Genomic DNA, 21187 nt, shown 5'->3' on the forward strand with positions numbered 1-21187 from the left:
GCAGGCCGTGCCGAGCGTTGCGCGCGACCTGTGCGGAAGCACCGCAGCGGCGGCATGGCGCATGTCGCGCGCGAGCCGAGCGCGCTGGCGCAAGAGCATTGCCCGTTCGTCAATGCATGCCGGCGCAGGCGCATGCAATCGCTTGCCGTTCAGTCCCTGTGACTGCCCGCGCGCGTCGCCGTGTCGCCAGCCAGGCGCATGAGCTCGATGCGCACCGCATCGGGCGCCAGGGCGGGTGCCAGCGGCCGATAGCCCGGCTGCACCTTTGCCTGAAAGCTGAGGATGGTCTTTTGCGGCCAGCACGCCGCCATGCTCAGGGCTACCCACCAGCGCCGCGTCCGCATGCCCTCGGGGGCCTTCAAGAGCCACCGCATGGCCTCCACCCGCTCTCCGCTGGCGGCCGCGCTACGGGCAAGATCGACCACCAGGTGGGCGACGAAGAGAAGGGTCGAGCGGCGCTGCTGCCGAGACACCCCCGATGCCAGGGCGCGGGCGCGCATGCGTTCGACAAAGGGCGGACACGCGCGGAGGTGCGCAGCGCTGAGGCTACCCTCCAGGCCGACGCGCCGGGCGACCAGGGACCGGTGCAGCAGCCCGATCGGCTGCCGCTCGCCCAACCGAAACCACAGGTCCAGGTCCTCGCCCGCCGCTTCTCCCGGCGGAAAGCACGGTTGCATGCGCTTGAGCAGCGCGGCGCGCACCGCGACCGAACTGGTGAAGAAGGCGGGGGCGCGGCGCCACCGGGTGGGCAGGTCCTCGATCAGTTCGAAGGTCGGCGCGCGGGCTGCGGCGTGCGCGTCGGGCAGCGCATCGCCGACGAACTCGGTGTAGCGGGTGCCAACCACCGACAGCGTGGGATGCGTCTGCTGGGCGGCGGCAAGCGAGGCCAGGTAGCCTGCATGCCAGAGGTCGTCGGCGTCGAGGAAGCACACCCACTCGCCTTGTGCGGCTTCGATGCCGCGGTTGCGCGCCGCGGACACGCCTGCGTTCGGCTGGCGCAGCAGGCGCAATCGTGGATCGTCGATGTCGCGCAGCTGCTCGGTGCTGTCGTCGGTGGAGCCGTCGTCCACGACGATGAGTTCGAGCTCGCGAAAGCTCTGGGCCAGCACCGAATCGACGGCGGCGCGCACATAGGCCGACTTGTTGTAGAGCGGCATGACCACGGAAAAGCGGACTGCAGGAGGCGGCAGCGCGCCGGAGAATGCGCGATCGCTGCGGTGGATCGGTGTTGTACTTTCGGGCGCAAGCACGCCTGCAGCGGTGGGCCCGGTGTGCCGGGCCGCGGAAAAACTCGCCATGTAACCTCCGTCAGGAGGTGTAACCATCGTGCAAAACATCACGCCGTGCGATAGCTCGACAGAGCTATGGCCGTGCTCGTGCAATCGTGCAGGTCTGGTCCGACGGGTTGTCTCGCGGAAGGGGGCGGGCGCGATGCAGCGGAAGGCCGCGGTACGGTGGGCACCGGTTTACATACGGCAGCAGCGGCCCCCGCCCGCTCACCGCGCTGCCTACGATGTCCGGGTAGCCTGCCCACCCGTGCAGGCACCTTCGCAAGGCCCCCACACCATGAGCCTGCTGCTGTCCTGGCTGATCCTCACCGTAGCCGTCTGGCTCACCGCCATGCTGCTGCCCGGCTTCCATGTGCGCGGCTTCGGCAGCGCCCTGCTGGTGGCGGCGCTGCTCGGCGTGCTGAACTTCCTGCTGGGCTGGCTGCTGTTCGCCTTCTTCACCGTCGCCACCCTGGGGCTGGCCTGGCTTCTGGCGTTCATCACGCGCTGGATCATCGATGCGCTCCTGCTGAAGCTGATCGACTCCATGACCGACCGCCTGCGCATCGACGGCTTCCGCTGGGCGTTCGCCGGAGCGTTCGTCATGTCGGCCATCGGCACCCTGGGCGAGTGGCTGCTGCGCGGGTGAGGCCGCGCGGCAGGGAAAGCAGCGCCCGCCGCCCGTTGCTCACGCCGGTATCAGGCGCGCTTGTGCTCGGGACGTATCGTCCACAGATAGACCGTACGGTGGTCGATGCGTTCGGTGCGCTCGGGTGGCCACTCCTCGCCCATGTCGAAGGCGTGCGAGACCACGCGCGTGCCCACCTTGAGCTGCCGCCACAGTTGCGGACGCAGCTTGCGGTTGACGCTGGGCAGCAGGTAGAGGGTCACCACGGTCGCCGGCGCGAAGTCGGCCTCGAACAGGTCGCCCACGCGGAACTCCACCTTGTCGCTCACGCCAGCCTGGCGGGCGTTCTGCTTGGCCTCTTCGATACGCACCGGGTTCAGGTCGATGCCGACGCCGCGGGCGCCATGCTGCTTGCAGGCCGTGATGACGATGCGGCCGTCGCCGCAGCCGAGGTCGTAGAGCAGGTCGTTGGCGCCGACCTGCCCGAGTTCCAGCATGCGGTCCACCACCGGCTGCGGCGTAGGCACGTACGGCACGTCGAGGGCCGGTGCCGTCGCGCTGGTCTGCGCGAATCCCAGGCGCGGCATCGTGAGCAGCGCCAGGCCGGCCAGCAGTGCCGGGCGGCGGCCCAGGCGAACGTCGGCTGCGCTGCGCGTGGGCTCGCGGTCGCCGGGTCGGTGCAAATACATCGGGTCTCTCCTTGTCTCAGGGGTTGTCCCGCGCCAGGGCGGGGGCGCGGCCCGCGCCCAGCAGGGCCATCACGAGGGCGCCGGTCACCAGCACGCCCACGCCGATCCAGCCGGCGTTCAGCCCGCCCAGCTGCTGGCTGGCCGCATACGACAGGCTGGACCACAGCATGTAGCCGCAGGTGAGGCAGAAAATCAGCGGCAGTACCGGATAGAGCGGCACGCTGAAGGGCCGCGGCGTTGCGGGCTCGCGCGAGCGCAGCACGAACAGGGAAATGCCGGTCAGCAGGAAGAACAGCCAGAACACGGGGGCGGTGAATTCCACCATCGAGCGGAAGCCGTTGCCGCTGAGGAAGCCGATGCCCACCAGCAGCAGCGCGGCGATGTTCTGCACGGCCATCGCGATGGCGGGCGAGCCCCGTCCGGCGTCCCAGTAGGCGAGCCGGCGCAGCGCCGGCCAGTCGCAGCCGGCTGCGTAGCTGCTGCGCGCGCCGACGATCATGGTGGCGTTGATCGAGCTCAGCGCTGCGACCGCCACCAGCAGCGAAATGGTGGTCTGCCCGATGGGGCCGAACGCCACGCGCAGGACATCGGCCGCCACGGCTTCGGAGCGGCCCATGCCTTCCATCCCCAGCACGCGCCAGTAGGCCCAGGTCACCAGCAGATAGAGTAGCGTGATCAGCAGGATCGAACCCACCAGCACCCGAACCATGTTGCGCCGGTTGTCCTTCAACTCGGCGCTGATGTAGCTCGCCTCGTTCCACCCGCCGTAGGTGAGCAGCACGAACACCATGGCCAGCCCGAAGCCCGCCCAGCCCGGTGCGGCGCCGAAAAGCGGGGCCGCTGGCGTCGAGCCGGCTGCCGCTGCAGCCGGCGCCGCCGCGCCCAGCATGGACACGGCCGCCGCTACCACCAGCAGCAGCCCGATGATCTCCAGCAGCGTGAGCCACGTTTGCGCGGAAGCTCCCGCCAGCAGCCCGCGTGCATTGATCCACCACAGCACCACGATCACGGCGGCAGCGTAGAGCGCCGACCCCGTGGCCGCGTTCGAGTGCAGAGGAAGCACCTGCTGCAGGTAGTCCCCGAACACGAAGGACAGCAGCGCGATGGAGCCGGTGGTGATCACCGAGAAGCGCGCCCACGCGAACAGGAAGGAGACACGGCGGCCATACGCCCGGTGCAGGAAGTGGTAGTCGCCGCCGACGCTCGGATAGGCCGTCGCGAGTTCCGCATAGCACAGCGCCCCGATCAGCGAGACCAGTCCGCCCAGCAGCCACGCGGTGAACATCCAGCCGGCGCTGCCGGTCATCTGGGCCACCAGCGAAGGCGCCTTGAAGATGCCGGCGCCGACCACCACGCCCACCACCAGCATCACGGCGTGCCGCGCAGTGAGCAGTTCGCGGGGTCCGGCGTCCTTGGGTGCGTGCGGGTTGGCGTCGATGGATGGCATCGGAACCTCGTGGGGTGCTGGGGTGCCCGCATCATCCGGCTCGTCGGCGACAGATCGCGTAGGACGGCATCCGGCGCCGTGTAGGTTTGGGGAGCATGGGTGCGGGGCGCAGGAACGGGGGCACGGCGCGCTGCGCCGCAGTGTCACGGCGCCCTGCGCCGCCCCCTTGGTTCAGCGCGCGCAGGCAATCCGCGCGTCCTGGAGCGCCTGGCAGGGGGTGACGGATCCGGGCCGGCTCCCGCGGCACCTCCGTGGGCACCGAGCTCTTCGCCAATGATGGCCAGCAGCGCCTCCGTGGCCGGCGTGACGGGCCGGCCCTTGCGGCGCAGCACGCCATAGGGTTCGATCTCGAAGTGCAGGTTCGACTCCAGCACGGCGAGCTCGCCCTTGGCCGCGAAATGGGCGGCGGCACGCTCCGAGATGGCGCTCACCATCTGGCTGTTCTGCAGCAGCGACACGACGGTGAACATCGAGTTCGTCTCCACGACCGAGGCCGGCGGCGAGACCTTGCGGCGCCGGAAGGCGTCCTCGAGGGCGCGCCGCACGGGCGTGCCGGGCGGCAGCAGCACCCAGGCCAGCTCGTGCAGCTGGGCGGCAGTCCAGCGCCGCGCGGCCATCGGGCTGTCCGGCCCCGCCACCAGCGCGAGCCGCTCCTGGGCGAGTGCCTCGAAGGCGAGCCGGCGGGTGTCCGCCGCGGCCGTCTGCCGGCCGATCACGGCGTCCAGTTCGGCCGACAGCAGCCGGGGGATCAACGCATCGCTGGTGCCGATCTGCAGGCTCACGGTGACTGCGGGGCGTGCCGCCTTGAAGCGGGCGATGGCGCGCGCGATCTGCAGCGGCTCGGGCGCCAGCACGCTGCCGATGGACACGTGGCCCGAGCCACCGCTGTCGATCTCGGCGAGTTCCTCGTGCAGGCGGCGCAGGTCGGCCAGCGTAATCCGCGCATACCGCAGCACGACCTCACCCGCCGGCGTGCTGCGCATGCCGCCGCGCGCGCGCTCGAAGACCGCGGTGCCCAGGCTGGCCTCGACCTCTCGCAACATCTTCGTCGCCGCCGGCTGGGAGACGTGCACCACGTCGGCGGCCTCGCGCAGCGACCGGTGGTCTGCGATGGCAACGACCAGTGCAAGCTGCCGCATCCGCAGCTTGGCGACCAGCGACGCGAGGGAGCCCAGCATCCGGAAATGATAACCAGCGGTTATCGACGCGGTCGGAAAAGAAACTTGCGGGCGCGTGGCGCGGGTGGTGTGATGGCCTTTCCCGACAGCGACAACCGCAGGTTCCGACCGATGCGGGCACACAGGAGACAGGCATGTTCACGAGCTACACGCGCATCCTCGTCGCGGGCGCCATCGCACTGTTGGCTGCCCCTTCCGCCTTGGCCCAGGACTACCCGAGCCGCCCCATCAAGATGATCGTTCCCTTCGCAGCCGGCGGCGGCATGGACACGGTCGGACGCCTGCTGGGGCGCGAGTTGTCCGAGGCGATGGGCCAGCCCGTGGTGGTGGAGAACCGCGGCGGTGCCGGGGGCGTCATCGGAACCGATGCGGTAGCGAAGGCCGCCCCGGACGGCTACACCGTCGGCATGGTGGCCACGGGCCACACCATCAACCCCACCATGCACGCCAAGCTGCCCTACGACACGCTGGCTGACCTGCGGGGCGTGACACCGGTGGTGCGGCTGACCAACTTCGTGGTGGTGTCGCCGACCTTCGCGGCGGCCAACGTCAACGAGCTGCTGGACCAGGCCCGCCGCAACCCGGGCAAGGTGACCTTCGGCTCGGGCGGCAACGGCACGGCGCAGCACCTGTTCCCCGAGCTGCTGGCCAACATGGCGGGGGTGAAGTTCCAGCACGTGCCGTACAAGGGCGGCGCGCCCGCACTTGCCGACATCGCCGCCGGCCACGTGAACATGATGTTCGCCACGGTGGTCGAGACGCAGGCCCTGGTGAACGCCGGGAAGATCAAGGCGATCGCGGTGACCGGGCAACGCCGCGCCGAGCGCTACCCCGACGTGCCCACCGTGGCCGAATCCGGCGTACCGGGCTTCGACGGCGACACCTGGTTCGGGCTGGTGGTGCCGGCCGGCACCCCCGATGCCATCGTCACCCGGCTCAATGCCGAAGTGAAGAAGGTGCTGGCCCGCAGCGAGGTGCAGCAGCAGCTGATGGCGCAGGGCGCGCAGCCCTACACGACGACACCGCAGGCTTTTGACGCCCTCATCAAGGAGCAGGTGGAGGTCTGGCGCCGGGTGGTGCAGGCCTCCGCCGGCAAGTAACGCCCCCGGCGAAGCATCCCCGCCGCTGGAGTTCCGCCGCGATCCCCGTGCTTCGCGGTGCCGGCGTGCCGCAGCCTTCCTTCGGCGCTTTCTTTCCATCACGACAGGAGTTGGTTCCATGCAGTTGCAGATCAGGAAGATCCACCAGGTTCTCGAAGAGATCCACTACGAGGGCGGCCGCAAGCTCGACAAGCCGCTGCGGCTCGCGGCGGTGGCCGCGATCGTGAAGAACCCGTATGCAGGCGAATATGTGAAGGACCTGACCGAACTCGGGGCCGCCGGGCTGGAGCTCGGACCTCGCCTGAGCCGGCAGGTGGTGGCGGCGCTCGGCGGCCCCGACCAGGTCGAGGCCTTCGGCAAGGGCGTCATCGTCGGCATCGGCGGCGAGCTGGAGCACGGCTCGGTGCTGATCCACGGCAAGGAGATCGGCGACACCCTGCGCGAGGCGTCTGCAGGCGACGCGCCGATTCCCTCGGCCGAGAAGGTCGATGCAACCGGCTGTGCGATCGACATTCCGCTCAAGACCAAGGCGGGCAAGTACCAGCGCAAGCACCACCAGAACTTCACCGTGCGGGTGCCCGACGCGCCCATGCCCGACGAGATCATGGTGGTGCTAGCCGTCTCGAGCGGTGGGCGGCCCCACGCGCGCCAGTAGGCCATGGAGCCGCTGGAGCAGCGCATCGGCGTCGATCTCGGGCGGCGCCTGCCGCTGGAGGACGGAGTGCGCTGGGCGCACGCACAAGGCGTGCGCTTTGTCGATGTCGAGCTCGACGTCGGCGCCAACGCACTCGAAACATTCGACGCACGGCGCTGCGAGGCGGCGCGCGAGGTCCTTGCAGCCGCAGGCATTTCGCTGCGCCTGCACACCTTGTCGGCGGTCAACGTGGCCGAGGTGTCGCTGCATGTGCGCGACGGGGTGGACCGTTACCTCGAGGCCTACGTGGACTGCGCCGCCCGCCTCGGCGCCGCGGGCGTGGTGGTCCACGCCGGCTACCACTTCGGCAAGGACAAGGCCATGCGGATGCAGGCCGCTCTCGCGCGGCTCACGCGCGCCGCGGACCATGCCGAGCGTGCCGGCGTCGTGCTGCTGCTGGAGAACCTGAACAAGGAGCCCGAGGACGCCGAGGTGCACTACCTGGCCCACACCGTGCAGGAGTGGCGCTACTTCTACGAGCAGATTTCCAGTCCGGCGCTGCGCCTGTCCTTCACGGCCAACCACGCGCACCTCGTCCCCGAAGGCGTCGAGGGCTTCCTCGCCGCGATTCCGCTCGAGCGCGTCGATGAAATCCGGCTGGCCGATTGCTGGCGCAATGGCGTCGAGCAGCACCTGCGGCCGGGGCAGGGCGACATGGACTTCGGCGCCCTGTTCGCCGCGCTCGACGCCCGTGGCTGGAGGGGGCCGTTCATCAATGCCTTCGGAACGCTGGAGGACATGGTCCAGGCCCGCGCCTTTCTCGCCGATGCGGCCCGCGCAGCCGGCGTCGCGTAGGTGGGGCCGCCGTGACGATGCAGGGGCACGACATCGCCGATGCAAGCCCTTTCCCGGCGGGCACGTCGTTGCAGGCCTTGCTCGCGGCCGGGCAGCCGCTGGTGGTCCCGACGGTCTTCAATGCCTTGAGCGCCCAGGTGGCGCAGCGCGCGGGCTTCCACGCGCTCTACCTCGGCGCCGGACCGCTCGGCTACTTCCACGGCGGCCTGGAGGCCAACATCGGGCTGATGGAGGTCGCGGGGGATGCGCTGCGCATACGCGCCGTCAGCCCGCTGCCGCTGCTGATGGACGGGGTGTGCGGCTGGGGCGACCCCATGCACGTGCAGCGCACAGTCGCCGTGGCGCAAGCGGCTGGCTTTTGCGCGATCGAGCTCGAGGACCAGTGGATGCCCAAGCGGGCGCACCACCACGTGCGACTCGAAAAAATGGTGCCGCAGCCGCTCATGGAGCAGAAGATCGCTGCCGCAGTGGCCGCGCGCCGCTCGCCCGATTTCCTTGTCATCGGGCGGACCAACGCGGTGCGCACCACCGGCATCGACGATTGCGTTCGTCGCCTGGAGGCCTATCACCGGCGCGGGGCGGACCTGCTGTTCTGCATGCCGCGCACGCCGGAGGAGGCGGCATTCATCGGGGCGCGCCTGCCGCCGTGCCTGGTCTGCATGCCCTCCGAGGGTGGGGTGGAGTCGTGCGTGCTGCCGCTGGCGGACCTGCATGCTCTGGGCTTTCGCCTCGTGCTGCTGGCCAACCCGGTGATGGCGGCGATGTACAAGGCCATGGCGGACAGCTATGGCGCGCTGCATGCCGGACGGCCCCTGCCGGTGCTCGCGGGCACCTCGGTGCGCGCGCAGCTGCAGGAGCTGAACGACTGCGTGGGACTACAGGCCATGCTGGCGCTCGAGCGCGCCACGGTCGGAGCCACCTGAGGGCTCGCAACGCCGACCTTTCGTGGCGCCTTTGATGACGGTCAAGGGGCCGGCGGGCAAGCAGCTTAAAGTGCCTCCATGGGCAAGCGCATCCTCCTCATCCAGGGCCACCCCGACCCCGATCCCAAGCGCTTCGCGCAGGGCCTCGCGCAGGCGTACGCCGACGGCGCCCGCGACGCCGGGCACGAGCTGCGCTGGTGCCGCCTGGCCGAGCTCGAATTCCCCCTGCTGCGCAGCCAGTCCGAATGGGAGCAGGGCGAGCTGCCGCCCGGGCTGCGCCAGTCGCAGCAGGACATCGCCTGGGCCGAGCACATCGTCATCTTCTTTCCCTTGTGGCTGGGCGACATGCCCGCCTTGCTCAAGGGCTTCCTGGAGCAGGTGGCGCGACCCGGCTTCGCGTTCAAGCGCAAGGAAGGCAGCACCGCGTTCACCGAAAAGGCACTGGGCGGGCGTTCGGCGCGGGTGGTGGTCACCATGGGAATGCCGGCCATCGTGTACCGCTGGTATTTCCGCGCCCACAGCGTCAAGTCCCTGGAGCGCAACATCCTCGGCTTCGTCGGCATCGCCCCGGTGCGCGAGACGCTGATCGGCATGGTCGGCACGCTGGACGCAGAGGGCGCGCAGAAGTGGCTGCGGCGCCTGGGCAAGCTGGGGCGCGAGGCCGGCTGAACGCCCGGTCCTGCTCGCCTGTGACCGGGCTCTGCGGAGTGTCGATCGCCGACCGGTGACGCCCGACGGCCTTCCGCCTTCCGCCCGACGTGAATCGCGATCTCACGGCGATCGCCGGCGCGCTGTCCGCTCCTATGATCCGCGGATGCAGCCCATCACCTTGTTGACGTGGCCCGACGCAGTGGCGCTGGCGTGGTTCCTGGTCGTCTGGACCGGCTATTCCTGGTACAGCGACCGCGCGAGCCGGCGCGGCGCCGCCACCTTGCTGGCCGTTACCAACCTGCAGCGCCGCGCCTGGATGGTGCAGGCGACCTACCGCGACCCGCGCATGATGGACGGGCTGATCGTGCAGGGCCTCTCGAGCAGTCCCTCGTTCTTCGCGTCCACTGCGATCATCATCATCGGCGGCGTCCTCGCGCTGCTCGGCACCACCGACCGGGCGGCCGAGGTGGTGCGCGACATTCCGTTCGCGGCGCAGACCAGCATCGCGGTGTTCGAACTGAAGATGCTGCTGCTCGCGGCGATCTTCATCTACGCGTTCTTCCGCTTTTCGTGGTCGATGCGCCAGTACACCTTCGCAGCACTGATGCTCGGGGCGATGCCACCGCCCGAAGCCTTCGCCACCGGCGGCGTCGATCGCGAACACTACGCCCACCGGGCCGGCACCCTGATCGGGATGGCCGCCGAAACCTTCAACGACGGCATACGCGCCTACTACTTCGCTTTCGCAGCCATCGCGTGGTTCTTCTCTCCCGTGGCGTTCGCGGTGGCCGCGGCCCTGGTGGCTGCTGTGCTGTACGGGCGCGAGTTCCACTCGGAGGTGCTGGCCGTCCTGCGCGACTAGGCCAGGCGAGCCGGCGCACCCGGGGCACGGCACCGGTGACCTGGAAGGCGGCACACGCCGTACCCGTCGCGACAGCCTCGACACCTCCCACGCGCCGCGCGGCGGTGCAATGCCACCGCGCAGGCGGGCGGAACACGACGAGGCCAAGTTCTCGCCGGCGTGCCGGCACGAGGCAGATCCCGGCGACTGCGACGGGCGCCCGCATCGAAGCGCCCGAAAGCGTCTCGTCAGTTGCCGGCCGGCACCTGCAGTCCGAGCGCGGTGGCAAGCGCCGCCGTGGCCATGGAGCCCTCGCGCACGACCACCTCGCCCGTCACCGCGTGGTTGGCCACGATCACGGGCACGCCGCCGAAACCGTAGCGGTTCATCAGCGCGGTGTTCGAAGCGATGGCGGCACGCTGCGCCTCCACATCGCCTTCGGGCGGAATGCCGCCCTGCTTGGCGCTGAGCAGCGACTCGTGGCGGTCCATCGCGGCCACCGGGTCGGAGGCAGCGAGGATGGTGGCGCCCTGCGTGGTGCTGGTGGGGTTCATGAGCCCCACGGGGATCCAGGTGAAGCGGGCCTGTGAGCGCAGCGGCTTGGCGGCCTGCCAGAGCGCGGCGCAGTGCGGGCACTGCGGATCGAAGAAGACGAACACGCGGCGCACGTTCATCTCCGATCCCACCGTGAAGCCCTTGGCCTCGGCGGCGATCGCGGCCGGAGAAGCGGCCTGCGTGGCGGCCTGGGGAGCGGCCGGCTGGGTCGGGGAACTGGCCGGCTGGTCACCGCAGGCGGCGAGGGCGGCGCAGGCGGTCGCGGCAAGGGCGATACGGATCTGGGAAGTGAGATTCATGGCGTGTTCTTACAGGACAACGGGCGCGCCGAACCTTACCAGAGGCGCAGACGCCGCCCTGCGGACGGGGCCATGGAGCTGCGCAGAGCCGGTTGGATCGAACCTCAGTCAGTCGTACGCGATGCGGTAGATCAGATCGACCGCCGTGCGGTTGCCGGCCTCGGCGCGCAGCGTGAGCCAGCTGGTGATGTCGTAGAACACGTAGAGCGTTCCCAGGGCTCCCGAGAGGCTGCGCTCGAAGGTCGCGTACAGGTCTCGCCCGAGCCGCTTGCCGATGGCCAGCGCAGCGCCTTCCTCTTCGTCGCGGCGCACCGAGAGCTCGTCCAGGCCCAGCAGCCCTGCGAAGCCGCGGCCGTCGTCGTTGCCGCCGCCGGTGCGGCTGGTCACGAGGGCCAGCGCCGCGCGCTGCAGCAGCGCGGCTTCGGCGCCTCCCCCGCCAGAGGAGCGGCCCAGCACCAGCCACGACAGCTTCTCGGCGTCGGTCATGGCGGTCTCGGCGTACAGCCGGATGTCGGGCGCCTGGGCATTCCCGGTGACCTGCACCCCCACCTTCGGCTCGAGCCGCGGCCGCACGGCCAGCACGTCGAGCGCCGGATTGGTCGCCGGGCCGGTGAAGCGCACGATGCCGCGTTCGATCTCGAGGCGCTGCCCGTAGGCGGCGAATTCGCCGTTGACGATGTTCACCGAGCCGGTGACGCGCGGATCGGACAGGTCGGCTCCGCTGACCTGCACCCCGCCGCGCAGGCCGGCGTCGATGCCACGCCCGCGGATGCGGAAGTCGTTGCCGAGGTCGATGTTCACCGCCATGCGCAGCGGCGTCTCGCCTTCCTCGGCCGCCGCGCGCTGGGCTGGGCGCAATTCCACGCCCGGGGGCAGGTTGAAGACGACCACGTCGTCTCCCAGCACCGGGGCGCCCGCCTCGGGAATGACGATCAGCGCGCGGTCGATGTCCAGGTCGCCGGTGATCTCGATGCCGCCGGGGCCCACCAGAGCGCGCGCGTCGCCCGACACGGTGACCTGGCGATCGCTGCGCACGCTGGCGCGCAGGTCGTCCAGGTTGGCGTCGAGCTGCAGCTGCAGGCCCTGGGGCCCGAGCGCCGCGGCGCCCGTGGCGCGCAGGCTGCCGGTCTGCTGCGCGCCGGCGCCGGCGAACACCAGCTCTTCGATCACCACGCGCTGGCCGTCCAGCCGGGCGCGCAGCCGTCCGTCCTGCAGGGCCACCCCCTCGACGACCGATCGCACCGCCAGGTCCTGGGCGGTGATGAGCCCGTCCAGCTGCGGCTCGGAGAGCGTGCCGCCCACGTCCACCTGCGCCTGGACCGAACCGCGCACCCGCCAGCCCGGCGGTGCCAGCGCCGACCAGGCCCGCAGCGCTGGCAGTTCGGCCTGCAGGCTGCCGGTCAGCGGTGGGTTCTCGGGCAGCTGCCAGCCCAGCGCACCGCCGGGTTCCAGCCGGGTCGTGACCGCGCCTTGGAGGCTGCCGGCGCGCTCGCTCGCGAACTGCAGCTGCAGGCGCACCTGCGGCCCCTCGTTGTCCAGCGTGATGCGCGCCAGCTCGATCCCGGCCGGCACGCGAACGGTCTGGCCGCCACCGGTTTCGGCGAGCACGGTGAGGTCGCCCGCGGTGCGCTGTACCGTGGCCCGCAGCTCGAGCGCCTCGCCCGTGCGTACCTGCCACTGGCCGTCGAACTGCAGGTTGCCCGCGACATTGGGTCCGAGCAGGTCGCGCCCGGCGACGAGCTGCAGCCAGGACAGCGGCAGGCTCTCGAAACTACCGGCAGTCTGCAAGGCGCCTTCGCGCCACACGGTTTCCTGCCACGCGATGGCAGCCTGCGACGGGCCCTCGGTGACCGGAGCGGTGATCAGCGCCTGGCCGGGCCCGACGCGCAGCGCGCCGGCCGGCTCCCAGCGCACCGCCACCGGCGACTGCAGCCCCAGCCGCCATGTTCCTTCGATCTCGGCCAGCCCCTGGGCGGCGACCTGCAGCGCCTGCAGCTGCAGCACCCAGGCCTGTTCGGTGCGCTCGATCTCGCCCCGCGTTTCCACCTGGGCCTGCACACCCTGCGCATTGACGGTGCCCTGGAAAGCCACGCGGGCCTGCTGCAGCGATCCGTCCACCGTGATCACCGCGTCGCGCAGGGACAGCGCCTCCTGCGGCTGCTCGCCCGCGCCCTGCGCGCCGCTCGAAGGAGGCATGTCGAATCGCTCCAGGGCGATCCGGGCCTCCACGTTCGGGTTCTCCCAGCCGCCCTGCCACTGCAGGGTCATGCGCCCGGCGCCATCGACCTGCGGGATCTGCTCGCGCGGCACTGCCGGCAGGCTGCGTATCCAGGTGGTGGCACGTCCGAGATTGCTGCTCTGGATCTCGAGGGTGCCGCCTCCGCTTTGCGGCGCCACGGTGCCGTCGAAGCGGGCGTTCAGCCCGGGCGCCTGCAGCTGCAGCTGCCCCTCGGCCCAGCGGTCGTTCGGCCGCACCCGCAGGCTGCCGCGCAGCCGGGCGTCGTCGGTGCGCACGTCGATGTCCGGCAGGATCAGCACGCCTTTGGACCAGCGTGCGGTGGCGATCAGCTGGCGCAGTTCGAGGGCGCGCAGCAGCTCCTGCCAGTCCTGGCGGGGCGGCTCGGCCGATTGCTGCCCTTGCTGCGGTTGCTGCTGCTGCTGCTGCTGCTGCGAGGGCTGCGGCTGGGACTGCTGCGACCGCGACTGCTGCGACTGCGATTGCGGTTGCGCCGGGGTCCGCGCCTGCGCCTGCGACTGCCGTCCCTGGGGCGGCTGCGCCTGCTGCGGGCCGGCGGCACGCTCGGCAGCTTGCGCCGGCTGCTGTCGTTGTTGCTGTTGCTGTTGTTGCTGTTTGTGCCGCTGGGCCGAGTCGGAGAGCGGCGCGCCGCCGGGTGCGGCACCGTCGCGCTCGCGGCCTGCCTGAGCGAAGAGGGGAGCGGGCGCGACGAATTCCGCGAAACGGGCGCGCATCGGTGGCAGGGCCGGCGGAGTGCCGGATGCCGGGTCCGCGTCGCTCGAGCGCGCCGGGGGCTGGGCAGGAGCAGGAGCAGGAGCAGGAGCAGGAGCAGGAGCAGGAGCAGGAGCAGGGTTCGCACCTGGGGCCGCAACAGGAGCCGGGGCTTGCGGATCCGCGCCGGGCGATTGCAGATCGACCGAGAACTCGACGTCCTCGCCCACGCCGCGCAGGTTGACGCGCCCGGTCAGGGAGCTCGACCCCATCTCGGTGTACACGTCGGCCGTGTCGAGGTCGCGCATCCGCGCGTCGAGGCGCCAGCCGTCGTTCTCCCACCTTCCCTCGCCCTCGGCGACTCCGTCGCCTACCTGTGCGCGAAAGTTGCGCACCAGCACCGGACCGTCGGGCCGCCATTCGGCCTGCGCCTGCAACCGCGAGGTCGGCAGCCGCTGACGGTCCCAGGGACCGGGGCGGGCGTTGGCCACGTTGGCATCGATGGTCCAGGCTTCGCCCTCCGCCGGCGCCACCGAGACCTGCCCGGTCAGCAAGGCCTCGGGCGCGCTGGGCCAGAACGCCGAGGGATCGATGCGATCGAGCTGCGCGTTCGCCTTGGCGATCGGCGGCTGCTTCCAGGGCGTGACCTGCGCCGTGACGTGGGCCGAGGGTGCCTGGTCGGCGGCTCCGTCGGGCGCAGTGGCGCGCAATCGGGCTTCGGAGGCGAAAGCGGTGATCGGCCCCTGGGCGGTGGCCTCGACCTGCAGCGGCACGACCTGCTCGCTGCCGGGGACCGGCGCCTTGAGTTCGGCGATCAGCCTGGCCTTCAAGGGGAAGTCCCCCGAGTCGGCGATCTCGACTTCGCCGCGCAGGCTCCCCGGGTCGAGCTCGGCGTTGCGCAGCTCGAGGCGGTGGATTTCGCGGTCGTAGCGATAGCTGCCCGACAAGCCGCGCACTTCGTAGGGCGTGCCGCCGTCCCAGCGCAGGCGGTCGATGCTGAAGGACTCCACCGTGACGGGGTAGGGCAGCGAGAGCGAGTCGGGCGGCGTGCCGGGCCCGGGCTGCTCCGGGCGCCGATCCACGGCCTCGAACTGCCTGGCGTTCAAGCGGTCGATCTGCAGGCGCTGGCCCAGCAGGGCCCGGGTGTCCCACGCGATATCGGCGCCTTCGACGCGCACCTGCAGCCCGTCCTGCTGCCAACTCAGTTGCTCGGCCTGCATGCCCGTGCGCAGCGAGCCGGTGACTCCCTGCACCCGCACGCCGGCGGGTTCGCCGAAGCGGGCCAGCGCCCATTGCAGCGATCCCTGCGTGCCTGCCCACCACCACAGTGCGGCGGCGAGCACCACGAGCAGCAGCACGAGGCCGGCAAGGCCCAGCCCGAGCCAGCGGGCGATACGGCCGGAGGATGTGCGCCGGTTCATTGGAAGGTCACTCCCACAGTGAGGTGCAGCCGCAGACGCCGCGATTCGAGGCCATAGGCGATGCTGGCCTGCAGCGGCCCGATGGGACTGACGTAGCGAACCCCCGTGCCCACGCCGAACACCGGATCGAGTTCGCTGGGCCGGTCGGCTACGGCGCCGGCATCGACGAAGAAGGTGTGCTCGAAGCTGGTCGGTTCACCGCGCAGGCGGATCGGGCGGATCCATTCTGCGCTGCCCACGAGCAGGTAGCGCCCCGGCGCATCGACGCCGTTGGCGCGCGTGACGCCGATTTCGCGAAAGCCATAGCCGCGCACGGTCGTGTCGCCGCCGGTGCGGAACAGTTGCGTCGATGGAATCTCGGCGTCGTCGGCCGCGAAGACCGCGCCGGCTTCGGTGCGCACCTTCAGGCGCGAGGGCTCGAATGGCACGTAGTTCTCCCAGCGCAGCACGGTCCGCTGGAACGGCCGGCGCGGCCCGCTCAGGGTGATGCCGGCGCCGAGTTCGGCGGCGATGCCCCAGCCTCGGGTGGGGCTGGTGGGCGAGTCGAAGTAGCGCCAGGCGGCGACATAGTTGGCGGTGAGGGCACTGCCCTCGCCGCGCTCGACGGCCGGGAGCGTGTCGGTTCGGTCGCGCACGCTGGCGCGGTCGAGTTGCAGGTAGGCCTCTCGGCTGATGTGGTCCTCGACGCGGCTGCGTCCCGCACGCAGACGCAGCGCGCGGGTGTCCTGGCCGTCGTCGTCGAGCACGCGTGAGACGCGAGCGAGTCCGCCCCAGCGCCAGCCGTCCGGGTTGGGGATGGAGAGCAGCTGGACCTCGGCCAAGGGGTTTTTCTCCTCGATCTGCAGCCGTGCATCGGTGCGCCAGAACGCGTTGGGGAAGCGGTTGCGGCGGTACTCCACCGATGCATGCGGCCCCAGGTCGGTGGTCAGGCCCAGGCCCAACACCCAGCGCTGCAGCGGCGACTCGCGCACGTTCACCTGCACGGGTGCGGCGTCGGGATCGCTCTGCGGATCGACGTAGAGGAAGGCCGTGTCGTAGTAGCCGCTGCCGGTCAGGCGCAGCTGCGCGTCGATGATGTCCTGGCGGCTGTAGACACCGCCAAGCGGCAGCCGCGCGAGGCGCTCGGCCACGAGTGGCGGGTAGCGCTCGGCGCCCGTCACGACGATGGGTCCGAGCCGGAACAGGGGCCCGGAGTCCAGGCGCAGGCCCAGGTGCGCGCGCGCGGCCTCGGCGTTCACAGCGGCGATGCTGTAGCTGATGCGCCCACGCGGATAGCGCACCGCCACCAGCTGCTGGACCGCCTCGCGCTTGGAGCGATCCCACTCCTCCTGCGTGAAGCGCTCACCGGTGCGCAGCGCCCACTCCTCGCGGATGGCGGCGCGCAGCTCCTGCGCCTTCGGCGCGTCGGAGGTGGCGATGTCGCCTTCGAAGGCCATTTCCACGTCGCTCACCGTGGCCGCCTCGCCGGGCTGCACGGCCACGATGACCCGGGTGGGCTCGGCCTGCCGCTCCAGGCGAATGGAGACCTCGGGCGTGAAGTAGCCCTGCGCTGCCAGCAGGCGCCGTACCTCCTGCTCGGCCAGGGCCACGAGGCGCTCCAGCTCAACCTCCTCGAGGTCGCCGACTTCCCGGTAGCGCCGCAGGCTCAGGTTGTCGCGCAGCAGCGTGGCCAGCCGGTCGGGGGCGCGAACCTCGATATCGAAGGCGGGGCGCACCGGCTCCCCAGGCGTGGCCTGGGCCTGGGCGTCTTCCTGCGGGCTGGCCGGCGGCGTCTGGGCGCATCCCGCCAGCAGCGCCAGGGTGAGCAAGGCCCCCAGCCGGGCAGCGGTGGAGAAGGTACGGGGGAGCAATCGGTGCATGAAGACGGGGGCTTACAGCACGGGCGACAGCACGGTCGCCAGCCGTTCCTTGACCTTCTCGCCCACGGGGCGCCCCTGCCATTCGGACAGGGTGATGCGCCGGCAGCGCGTCAGGTCGTGCTCGAAAACCTCCGACATGCGGGCGGCGAAATCGTGGTCGTAGACGTTCAGGTTGGCCTCGTCGTTCAGATGCAGGGAGCGTGGATCGAAATTGGTGGACCCCACCGAGGTGAGGCGGCGGTCCACGATCATCACCTTGACGTGGAACATGGTGGGCCGGTACTCGTACAGCTCGACCCCGGCCTCCAGGAGTGTCCCCCACATGCCGCGCGAGGCGCGACGCACCAGCGGCTCGTCCGTGTGCTTGCCGGCGGTGATGATGCGCACGCGCACGCCCCGCGCAACGGCCGCGCGCAGCGCCCGGCAGTTGATCTCGTCGGGCACGAAGTAGGCGGTCCCCAGGTCGATGCTGCGCGCCGCGGCGGTGATCGAGAGCAGGTACATCAAGGTCATGCTCTCGCTTCCGCCGCTGGGGGAGCTGGCGAACATCTGGGCGGTCTGGTCGCCGACGGGTTGCAGGGCCGGGAAGTAGTCCGGCCCGTGGAGCAGGCGCCCGGTGGTCTTGCTCCAGTTGGTCAGCATGACGCTCTGCATCTGCGCGACGACGGGCCCCTCGACCTTGAAGTGCGAATCGCGCCAGTGCTCGGGGTCCTGCGCGTCTCCCGTCCACTGGGGCGCGATCCCCACGCCGCCGGTGAAGCCGACGCAGCCATCGACGATGAGCAGCTTGCGGTGCGTCCGGTTGTTCATGCGGCCGAGGTGGTACCAGCGCAGCGGGTGGAACATGTGCACCTCCACGCCGGCATCCTTCATGCGCTCGAGCAGGTCGGCATCGATGCGCAGGCTGCCCACCCAGTCCAGCAGCACGTGCACCTTCACCCCGGCGCGCGCGCGCTCGGCCAGTGCTTCGGCGAATTGCGTGCCGATGTCGCCCGACCAGTAGATGAATGTTTCGAACAGCACCGTGCGCCGGGCCCCGGCGATGGCTTCGAGCATGGCGGGGAAGATGCGGTCGCCGTTGATCAGCTCGGTGATACGGTTGCCCCGCACCATTTCGGGGCCGAGCAGGAGGCTCATGGACCGATAGAACTGTTCGTCGTCGATGGTGTAGAGATGCTCGACGTCCTGTTCGACGCGGCGCTCCGCCACGCCGAAATTCACGACGAGCAGCGCGACCACCACGGTGGCGAGGATGGAGAAGGCGAGCAGCACGGCGCAAGCTTCGCAGGGCTGAGCCAGGCTTCGCGTAGGACGGCTGCTACTGCTGTTTCGGGCCGCTGCGGCTTGCGCAGTCGCCCGTGGGGGCGACAGCGCACCGCTCGGCAACGCTGCCGGATGGCTTGGCATATGAGGTACAAAGTACGCCTTCACGACAAGGTTGCCGCCGGCCCTGCACGCGCGGCAGAGGGAGGAATCACATGCGAATGCCATCACTGCGGGGCATGCGGCCGATGGCCGCGCCATGAAGCGGCTGCCCGCCGTCAGCGCCGCGGATAGCGATGCAATGTGCAGCGCGAAGGCTTGCGACGCACGCCGGCGAAGCGCTGGCCAGGCGCATGGCGCCGCGGCGCGCCGCACCGTGCGGACCGGCCGGTGAGCGCCGCCCTGCTGGGGTGGCTGGCCGGAACGGCCCTGCAGTTGCAGCAGCAGGCGCTGTGGCCAGCCTGGGCGTACGGCGCCTGTGCCGCCGCGGCGCTGACGCTCGTTGTCGGCGCGCTGCGCTGGCGATGTGGGGGCCGCGCGGCGGTGTTCGCCGTGCTCCTGGCTTTGGCCGCAGCGTTCGCCGCACTGGCGCTCACCGGGCTGCGCGCGGTTCACTACGCGCGCAGCGCGTTGCCGGTGGCGTTGGAAGCACGCGAGCTGGAGCTGGCGGGCGTGGTGGCCGCCATGCCCCAGCGCCAGGCCTATGCCCAGCGCTTCCTGTTCGAGGTGGAATCGGCGCAGCTCGCAGGCGCATCCGTGCCGTGGGCATCGCCGGTGGTTCTCAGCTGGTTTGCCTATCCGGGCCTGCAGCCGCCGCCGGCGCTGCGCGTCGGCGAGCGATGGCGGCTGCGCGTGCGCCTGAAGCCGCCGCACGGGCAGGTCAACCCCGGAGGCTTCGACTACGAGCTCGCGCTGTGGGAGCAGGGGGTGCGGGCCACGGGCTACGTGCGCGCGGGCCAGGGCGACGCAGCCCCGGCGCGCCTGGGCGACAGCGCCCGCTTCCCGGTCGAGCGACTGCGCCAGCAGGTACGCGACGCCATCTTCGAGCGGGTGCAGGACGAGGCGCGCGCGGGCGTGGTCGCGGCGCTGGTGGTGGGCGACCAGCGCGCGATCTCCCGGGACGACTGGGACGTGTTCCGTGCCACCGGAGTGGCCCACCTCATGAGCATCTCGGGTCTGCACGTGACCTTGTTCGCGTGGGCGGCGGCGGCGGTGCTGCGCCGGACCTGGCGGCGCAGCGCGCGCCTGTGCCTGGCCGTTCCAGCGGCGCATGCGGCGATCGCCGGCGGGCTGCTGCTGGCCGCCGCGTATGCGGTCTTCAGCGGCTGGGGCGTGCCGGCGCAGCGCACGGTCTGGATGCTGGCCACCATCACCGCGCTGCGACTGGCGGGCCTGCAGTGGCCCTGGCCGATGGTGTGGCTGCTGGTCGCTGCCGTCGTGCTCGCGGTCGATCCGTGGGCGCTGCTGCAGCCCGGCTTCTGGCTGAGCTTCGTCGCGGTTGGCGTGCTGTTCGCCACGCGTCGTCCGGCGTTGGGCAAGCTCACCGGACTGCTTCGAGAGCAGGCGGTGATCACGGTGGCACTGGCGCCGCTCACGCTGTTCCTCTTCGGGCAGGTGTCCCTGGTCGGCCTGCTCGCAAACCTCGTCGCCGTGCCCTGGGTCACGCTGGTGGTGACGCCGCTCGGCCTCGCCGGCGTGCTGCTGCCGCCGCTGTGGGACGCGGCGGGGCTGGCCGTGGCGCTGCTCGGCGGGGTGCTGAGGCCGATGGCGCAGGCGCCCGCAGCGGTGTGGACAGCCGCCGTCCCGCCACTGGCACTCGCCGTGCCGGCGCTGCTGGGCAGCGTGCTGCTGGTGGTCCGGGTACCCTGGACGCTGCGTGCACTCGGCGTGCCCCTGCTGCTGCCGGCCCTGCTGTGGCAGCCGCAGCGCCCCGCGCCGGGAAGCTTCGAACTGCTGGCAGCCGACGTGGGGCAGGGCAGTGCGGTGCTGGTGCGGACCGCCCGCCACAGCCTGCTCTACGACACAGGCCCACGCTGGGGGCCCGACAGCGAGGCCGGCTCGCGCGTGCTGGTGCCGCTGCTGCGCGCTGCAGGCGAACGCCTCGACGCGGTGGTCGTGAGCCACCGTGACAGCGACCACAGCGGCGGTGCCGCCGCGGTGCTGGCCACCCAGCCATCGGCACGGCTGTGGTCGTCGGTGCCGTCGGGAGATCCGGTGTTCGCCGGACGCAGTTCCGAGCGCTGCGTCGCGGGGCGGCGGTGGACGTGGGACGGCGTGGGTTTCGAGTTCCTCCACCCGTCCGACGCGGATTTTTCAGCACCGCGCCTTCGCCCCAACGCCCTGAGCTGCGTGCTGCGCGTCTCGGCCGCCGGGCGGGTCGCGCTGCTGGCCGGCGACATCGAGCGCGCCCAGGAGCAGCGCCTGCTCGCGGCCGAACGCGTGGTGAAGCAGGCGACGGTTGACGTTCGGTCAGAGCAGGCGCAGGCCCGTGCCGAACAGGGCGGGCCGCAGCCGCAAGAGCAGCCGCACCACCAGGCGCACGCATCCACGCTCACACCGGCCCGGATACGGACGGGCGAGGACGGCGGTGCCAATGCGCACGCGTCTCTTCGTGCCGACCTGCTGCTGG

Annotated in this window: 16 protein-coding genes; 8 read left to right on the plus strand and 8 right to left on the minus strand. The window is 71.1% G+C overall.

The features are described from left to right. Positions 1 to 149: 149 nt before the first annotated feature. Complete coding sequence (locus WG922_RS15735) at positions 150 to 1298, minus strand: glycosyltransferase family 2 protein (protein ID WP_340283684.1); 1149 nt, start codon at positions 1296 to 1298, stop codon at positions 150 to 152. A 268-nt stretch (positions 1299 to 1566) separates the two neighbouring features. Between WG922_RS15735 and WG922_RS15740 the strand changes: the two genes are divergently transcribed. Beyond that, on the plus strand, positions 1567 to 1917 hold the full coding sequence (locus WG922_RS15740) for a phage holin family protein (protein WP_340283685.1): 351 nt from the start codon (positions 1567 to 1569) through the stop codon (positions 1915 to 1917). A 50-nt stretch (positions 1918 to 1967) separates the two neighbouring features. Here the strand turns inward: WG922_RS15740 and WG922_RS15745 are convergent, their stop codons facing one another. From WG922_RS15745 to WG922_RS15755, 3 genes are all read right to left on the minus strand, one after another. Then, complete coding sequence (locus WG922_RS15745) at positions 1968 to 2585, minus strand: SAM-dependent methyltransferase (protein WP_340283686.1); 618 nt, start codon at positions 2583 to 2585, stop codon at positions 1968 to 1970. A gap of 16 nt (positions 2586 to 2601) precedes the next feature. After that, a complete protein-coding gene (locus WG922_RS15750) occupies positions 2602 to 4032 on the minus strand; it encodes an APC family permease (protein ID WP_340283687.1) in 1431 nt (476 codons plus the stop codon). Between the two features lie 143 nt (positions 4033 to 4175). After that, complete coding sequence (locus WG922_RS15755) at positions 4176 to 5210, minus strand: LysR family transcriptional regulator (RefSeq protein WP_340283689.1); 1035 nt, start codon at positions 5208 to 5210, stop codon at positions 4176 to 4178. Positions 5211 to 5344: 134 nt separating this feature from the next. Here WG922_RS15755 and WG922_RS15760 point away from each other — a divergent pair, with 134 nt between their 5' ends. From WG922_RS15760 to WG922_RS15785, 6 genes are all read left to right on the plus strand, one after another. Further along, entirely contained in the window at positions 5345 to 6310 is a 966-nt protein-coding gene (locus tag WG922_RS15760; protein WP_340283690.1) for a tripartite tricarboxylate transporter substrate binding protein, read from the plus strand. A 118-nt stretch (positions 6311 to 6428) separates the two neighbouring features. Further along, positions 6429 to 6965 carry an amino acid synthesis family protein gene (locus tag WG922_RS15765; protein ID WP_340283691.1) on the plus strand — a complete coding sequence of 179 codons (537 nt, stop codon included), beginning with the start codon at positions 6429 to 6431 and terminating at the stop codon, positions 6963 to 6965. Positions 6966 to 6968: 3 nt separating this feature from the next. Next, positions 6969 to 7799: a sugar phosphate isomerase/epimerase family protein gene (locus WG922_RS15770; protein WP_340283692.1), complete on the plus strand. Its 831-nt coding sequence runs from the start codon at positions 6969 to 6971 to the stop codon at positions 7797 to 7799. A 17-nt stretch (positions 7800 to 7816) separates the two neighbouring features. Beyond that, positions 7817 to 8722 (plus strand): isocitrate lyase/PEP mutase family protein, encoded by a 906-nt coding sequence (locus WG922_RS15775; protein ID WP_340283708.1) that lies wholly within the window; start codon positions 7817 to 7819, stop codon positions 8720 to 8722. A 78-nt stretch (positions 8723 to 8800) separates the two neighbouring features. Further along, positions 8801 to 9391: an NAD(P)H-dependent oxidoreductase gene (locus WG922_RS15780; protein ID WP_340283693.1), complete on the plus strand. Its 591-nt coding sequence runs from the start codon at positions 8801 to 8803 to the stop codon at positions 9389 to 9391. Positions 9392 to 9536: 145 nt separating this feature from the next. Next, positions 9537 to 10235: a DUF599 domain-containing protein gene (locus WG922_RS15785; RefSeq protein WP_340283694.1), complete on the plus strand. Its 699-nt coding sequence runs from the start codon at positions 9537 to 9539 to the stop codon at positions 10233 to 10235. 227 nt (positions 10236 to 10462) lie between these two features. On the opposite strand, the gene WG922_RS15790 is transcribed toward WG922_RS15785, so the two are convergent. The 4 genes from WG922_RS15790 to cls form a co-directional block, all read right to left on the minus strand. Next, positions 10463 to 11068, minus strand: coding sequence for a thioredoxin fold domain-containing protein (locus WG922_RS15790; RefSeq protein ID WP_340283695.1), 606 nt, complete (start codon positions 11066 to 11068; stop codon positions 10463 to 10465). A 108-nt stretch (positions 11069 to 11176) separates the two neighbouring features. Further along, positions 11177 to 15436, minus strand: a complete 4260-nt coding sequence (locus WG922_RS15795; RefSeq protein ID WP_340283696.1) for a translocation/assembly module TamB domain-containing protein — start codon at positions 15434 to 15436, stop codon at positions 11177 to 11179. Then, on the minus strand, positions 15433 to 17295 hold the full coding sequence (locus tag WG922_RS15800) for an autotransporter assembly complex protein TamA (RefSeq protein ID WP_340283697.1): 1863 nt from the start codon (positions 17293 to 17295) through the stop codon (positions 15433 to 15435). Before WG922_RS15800 ends, WG922_RS15795 begins: the two co-directional genes overlap by 4 nt. Positions 17296 to 17307: 12 nt before the next feature. Continuing rightward, entirely contained in the window at positions 17308 to 18567 is a 1260-nt protein-coding gene (gene cls, locus WG922_RS15805) for a cardiolipin synthase (protein ID WP_340283698.1), read from the minus strand. Between the two features lie 381 nt (positions 18568 to 18948). Here cls and WG922_RS15810 point away from each other — a divergent pair. Further along, a partial coding sequence (locus WG922_RS15810) for a DNA internalization-related competence protein ComEC/Rec2 (RefSeq protein WP_340283699.1) occupies positions 18949 to 21187 on the plus strand: 2239 nt, incomplete at its 3' end.

The organism is Ramlibacter sp. AN1015 (assembly GCF_037726105.1).
Classification (GTDB): domain Bacteria; phylum Pseudomonadota; class Gammaproteobacteria; order Burkholderiales; family Burkholderiaceae_C; genus Ramlibacter.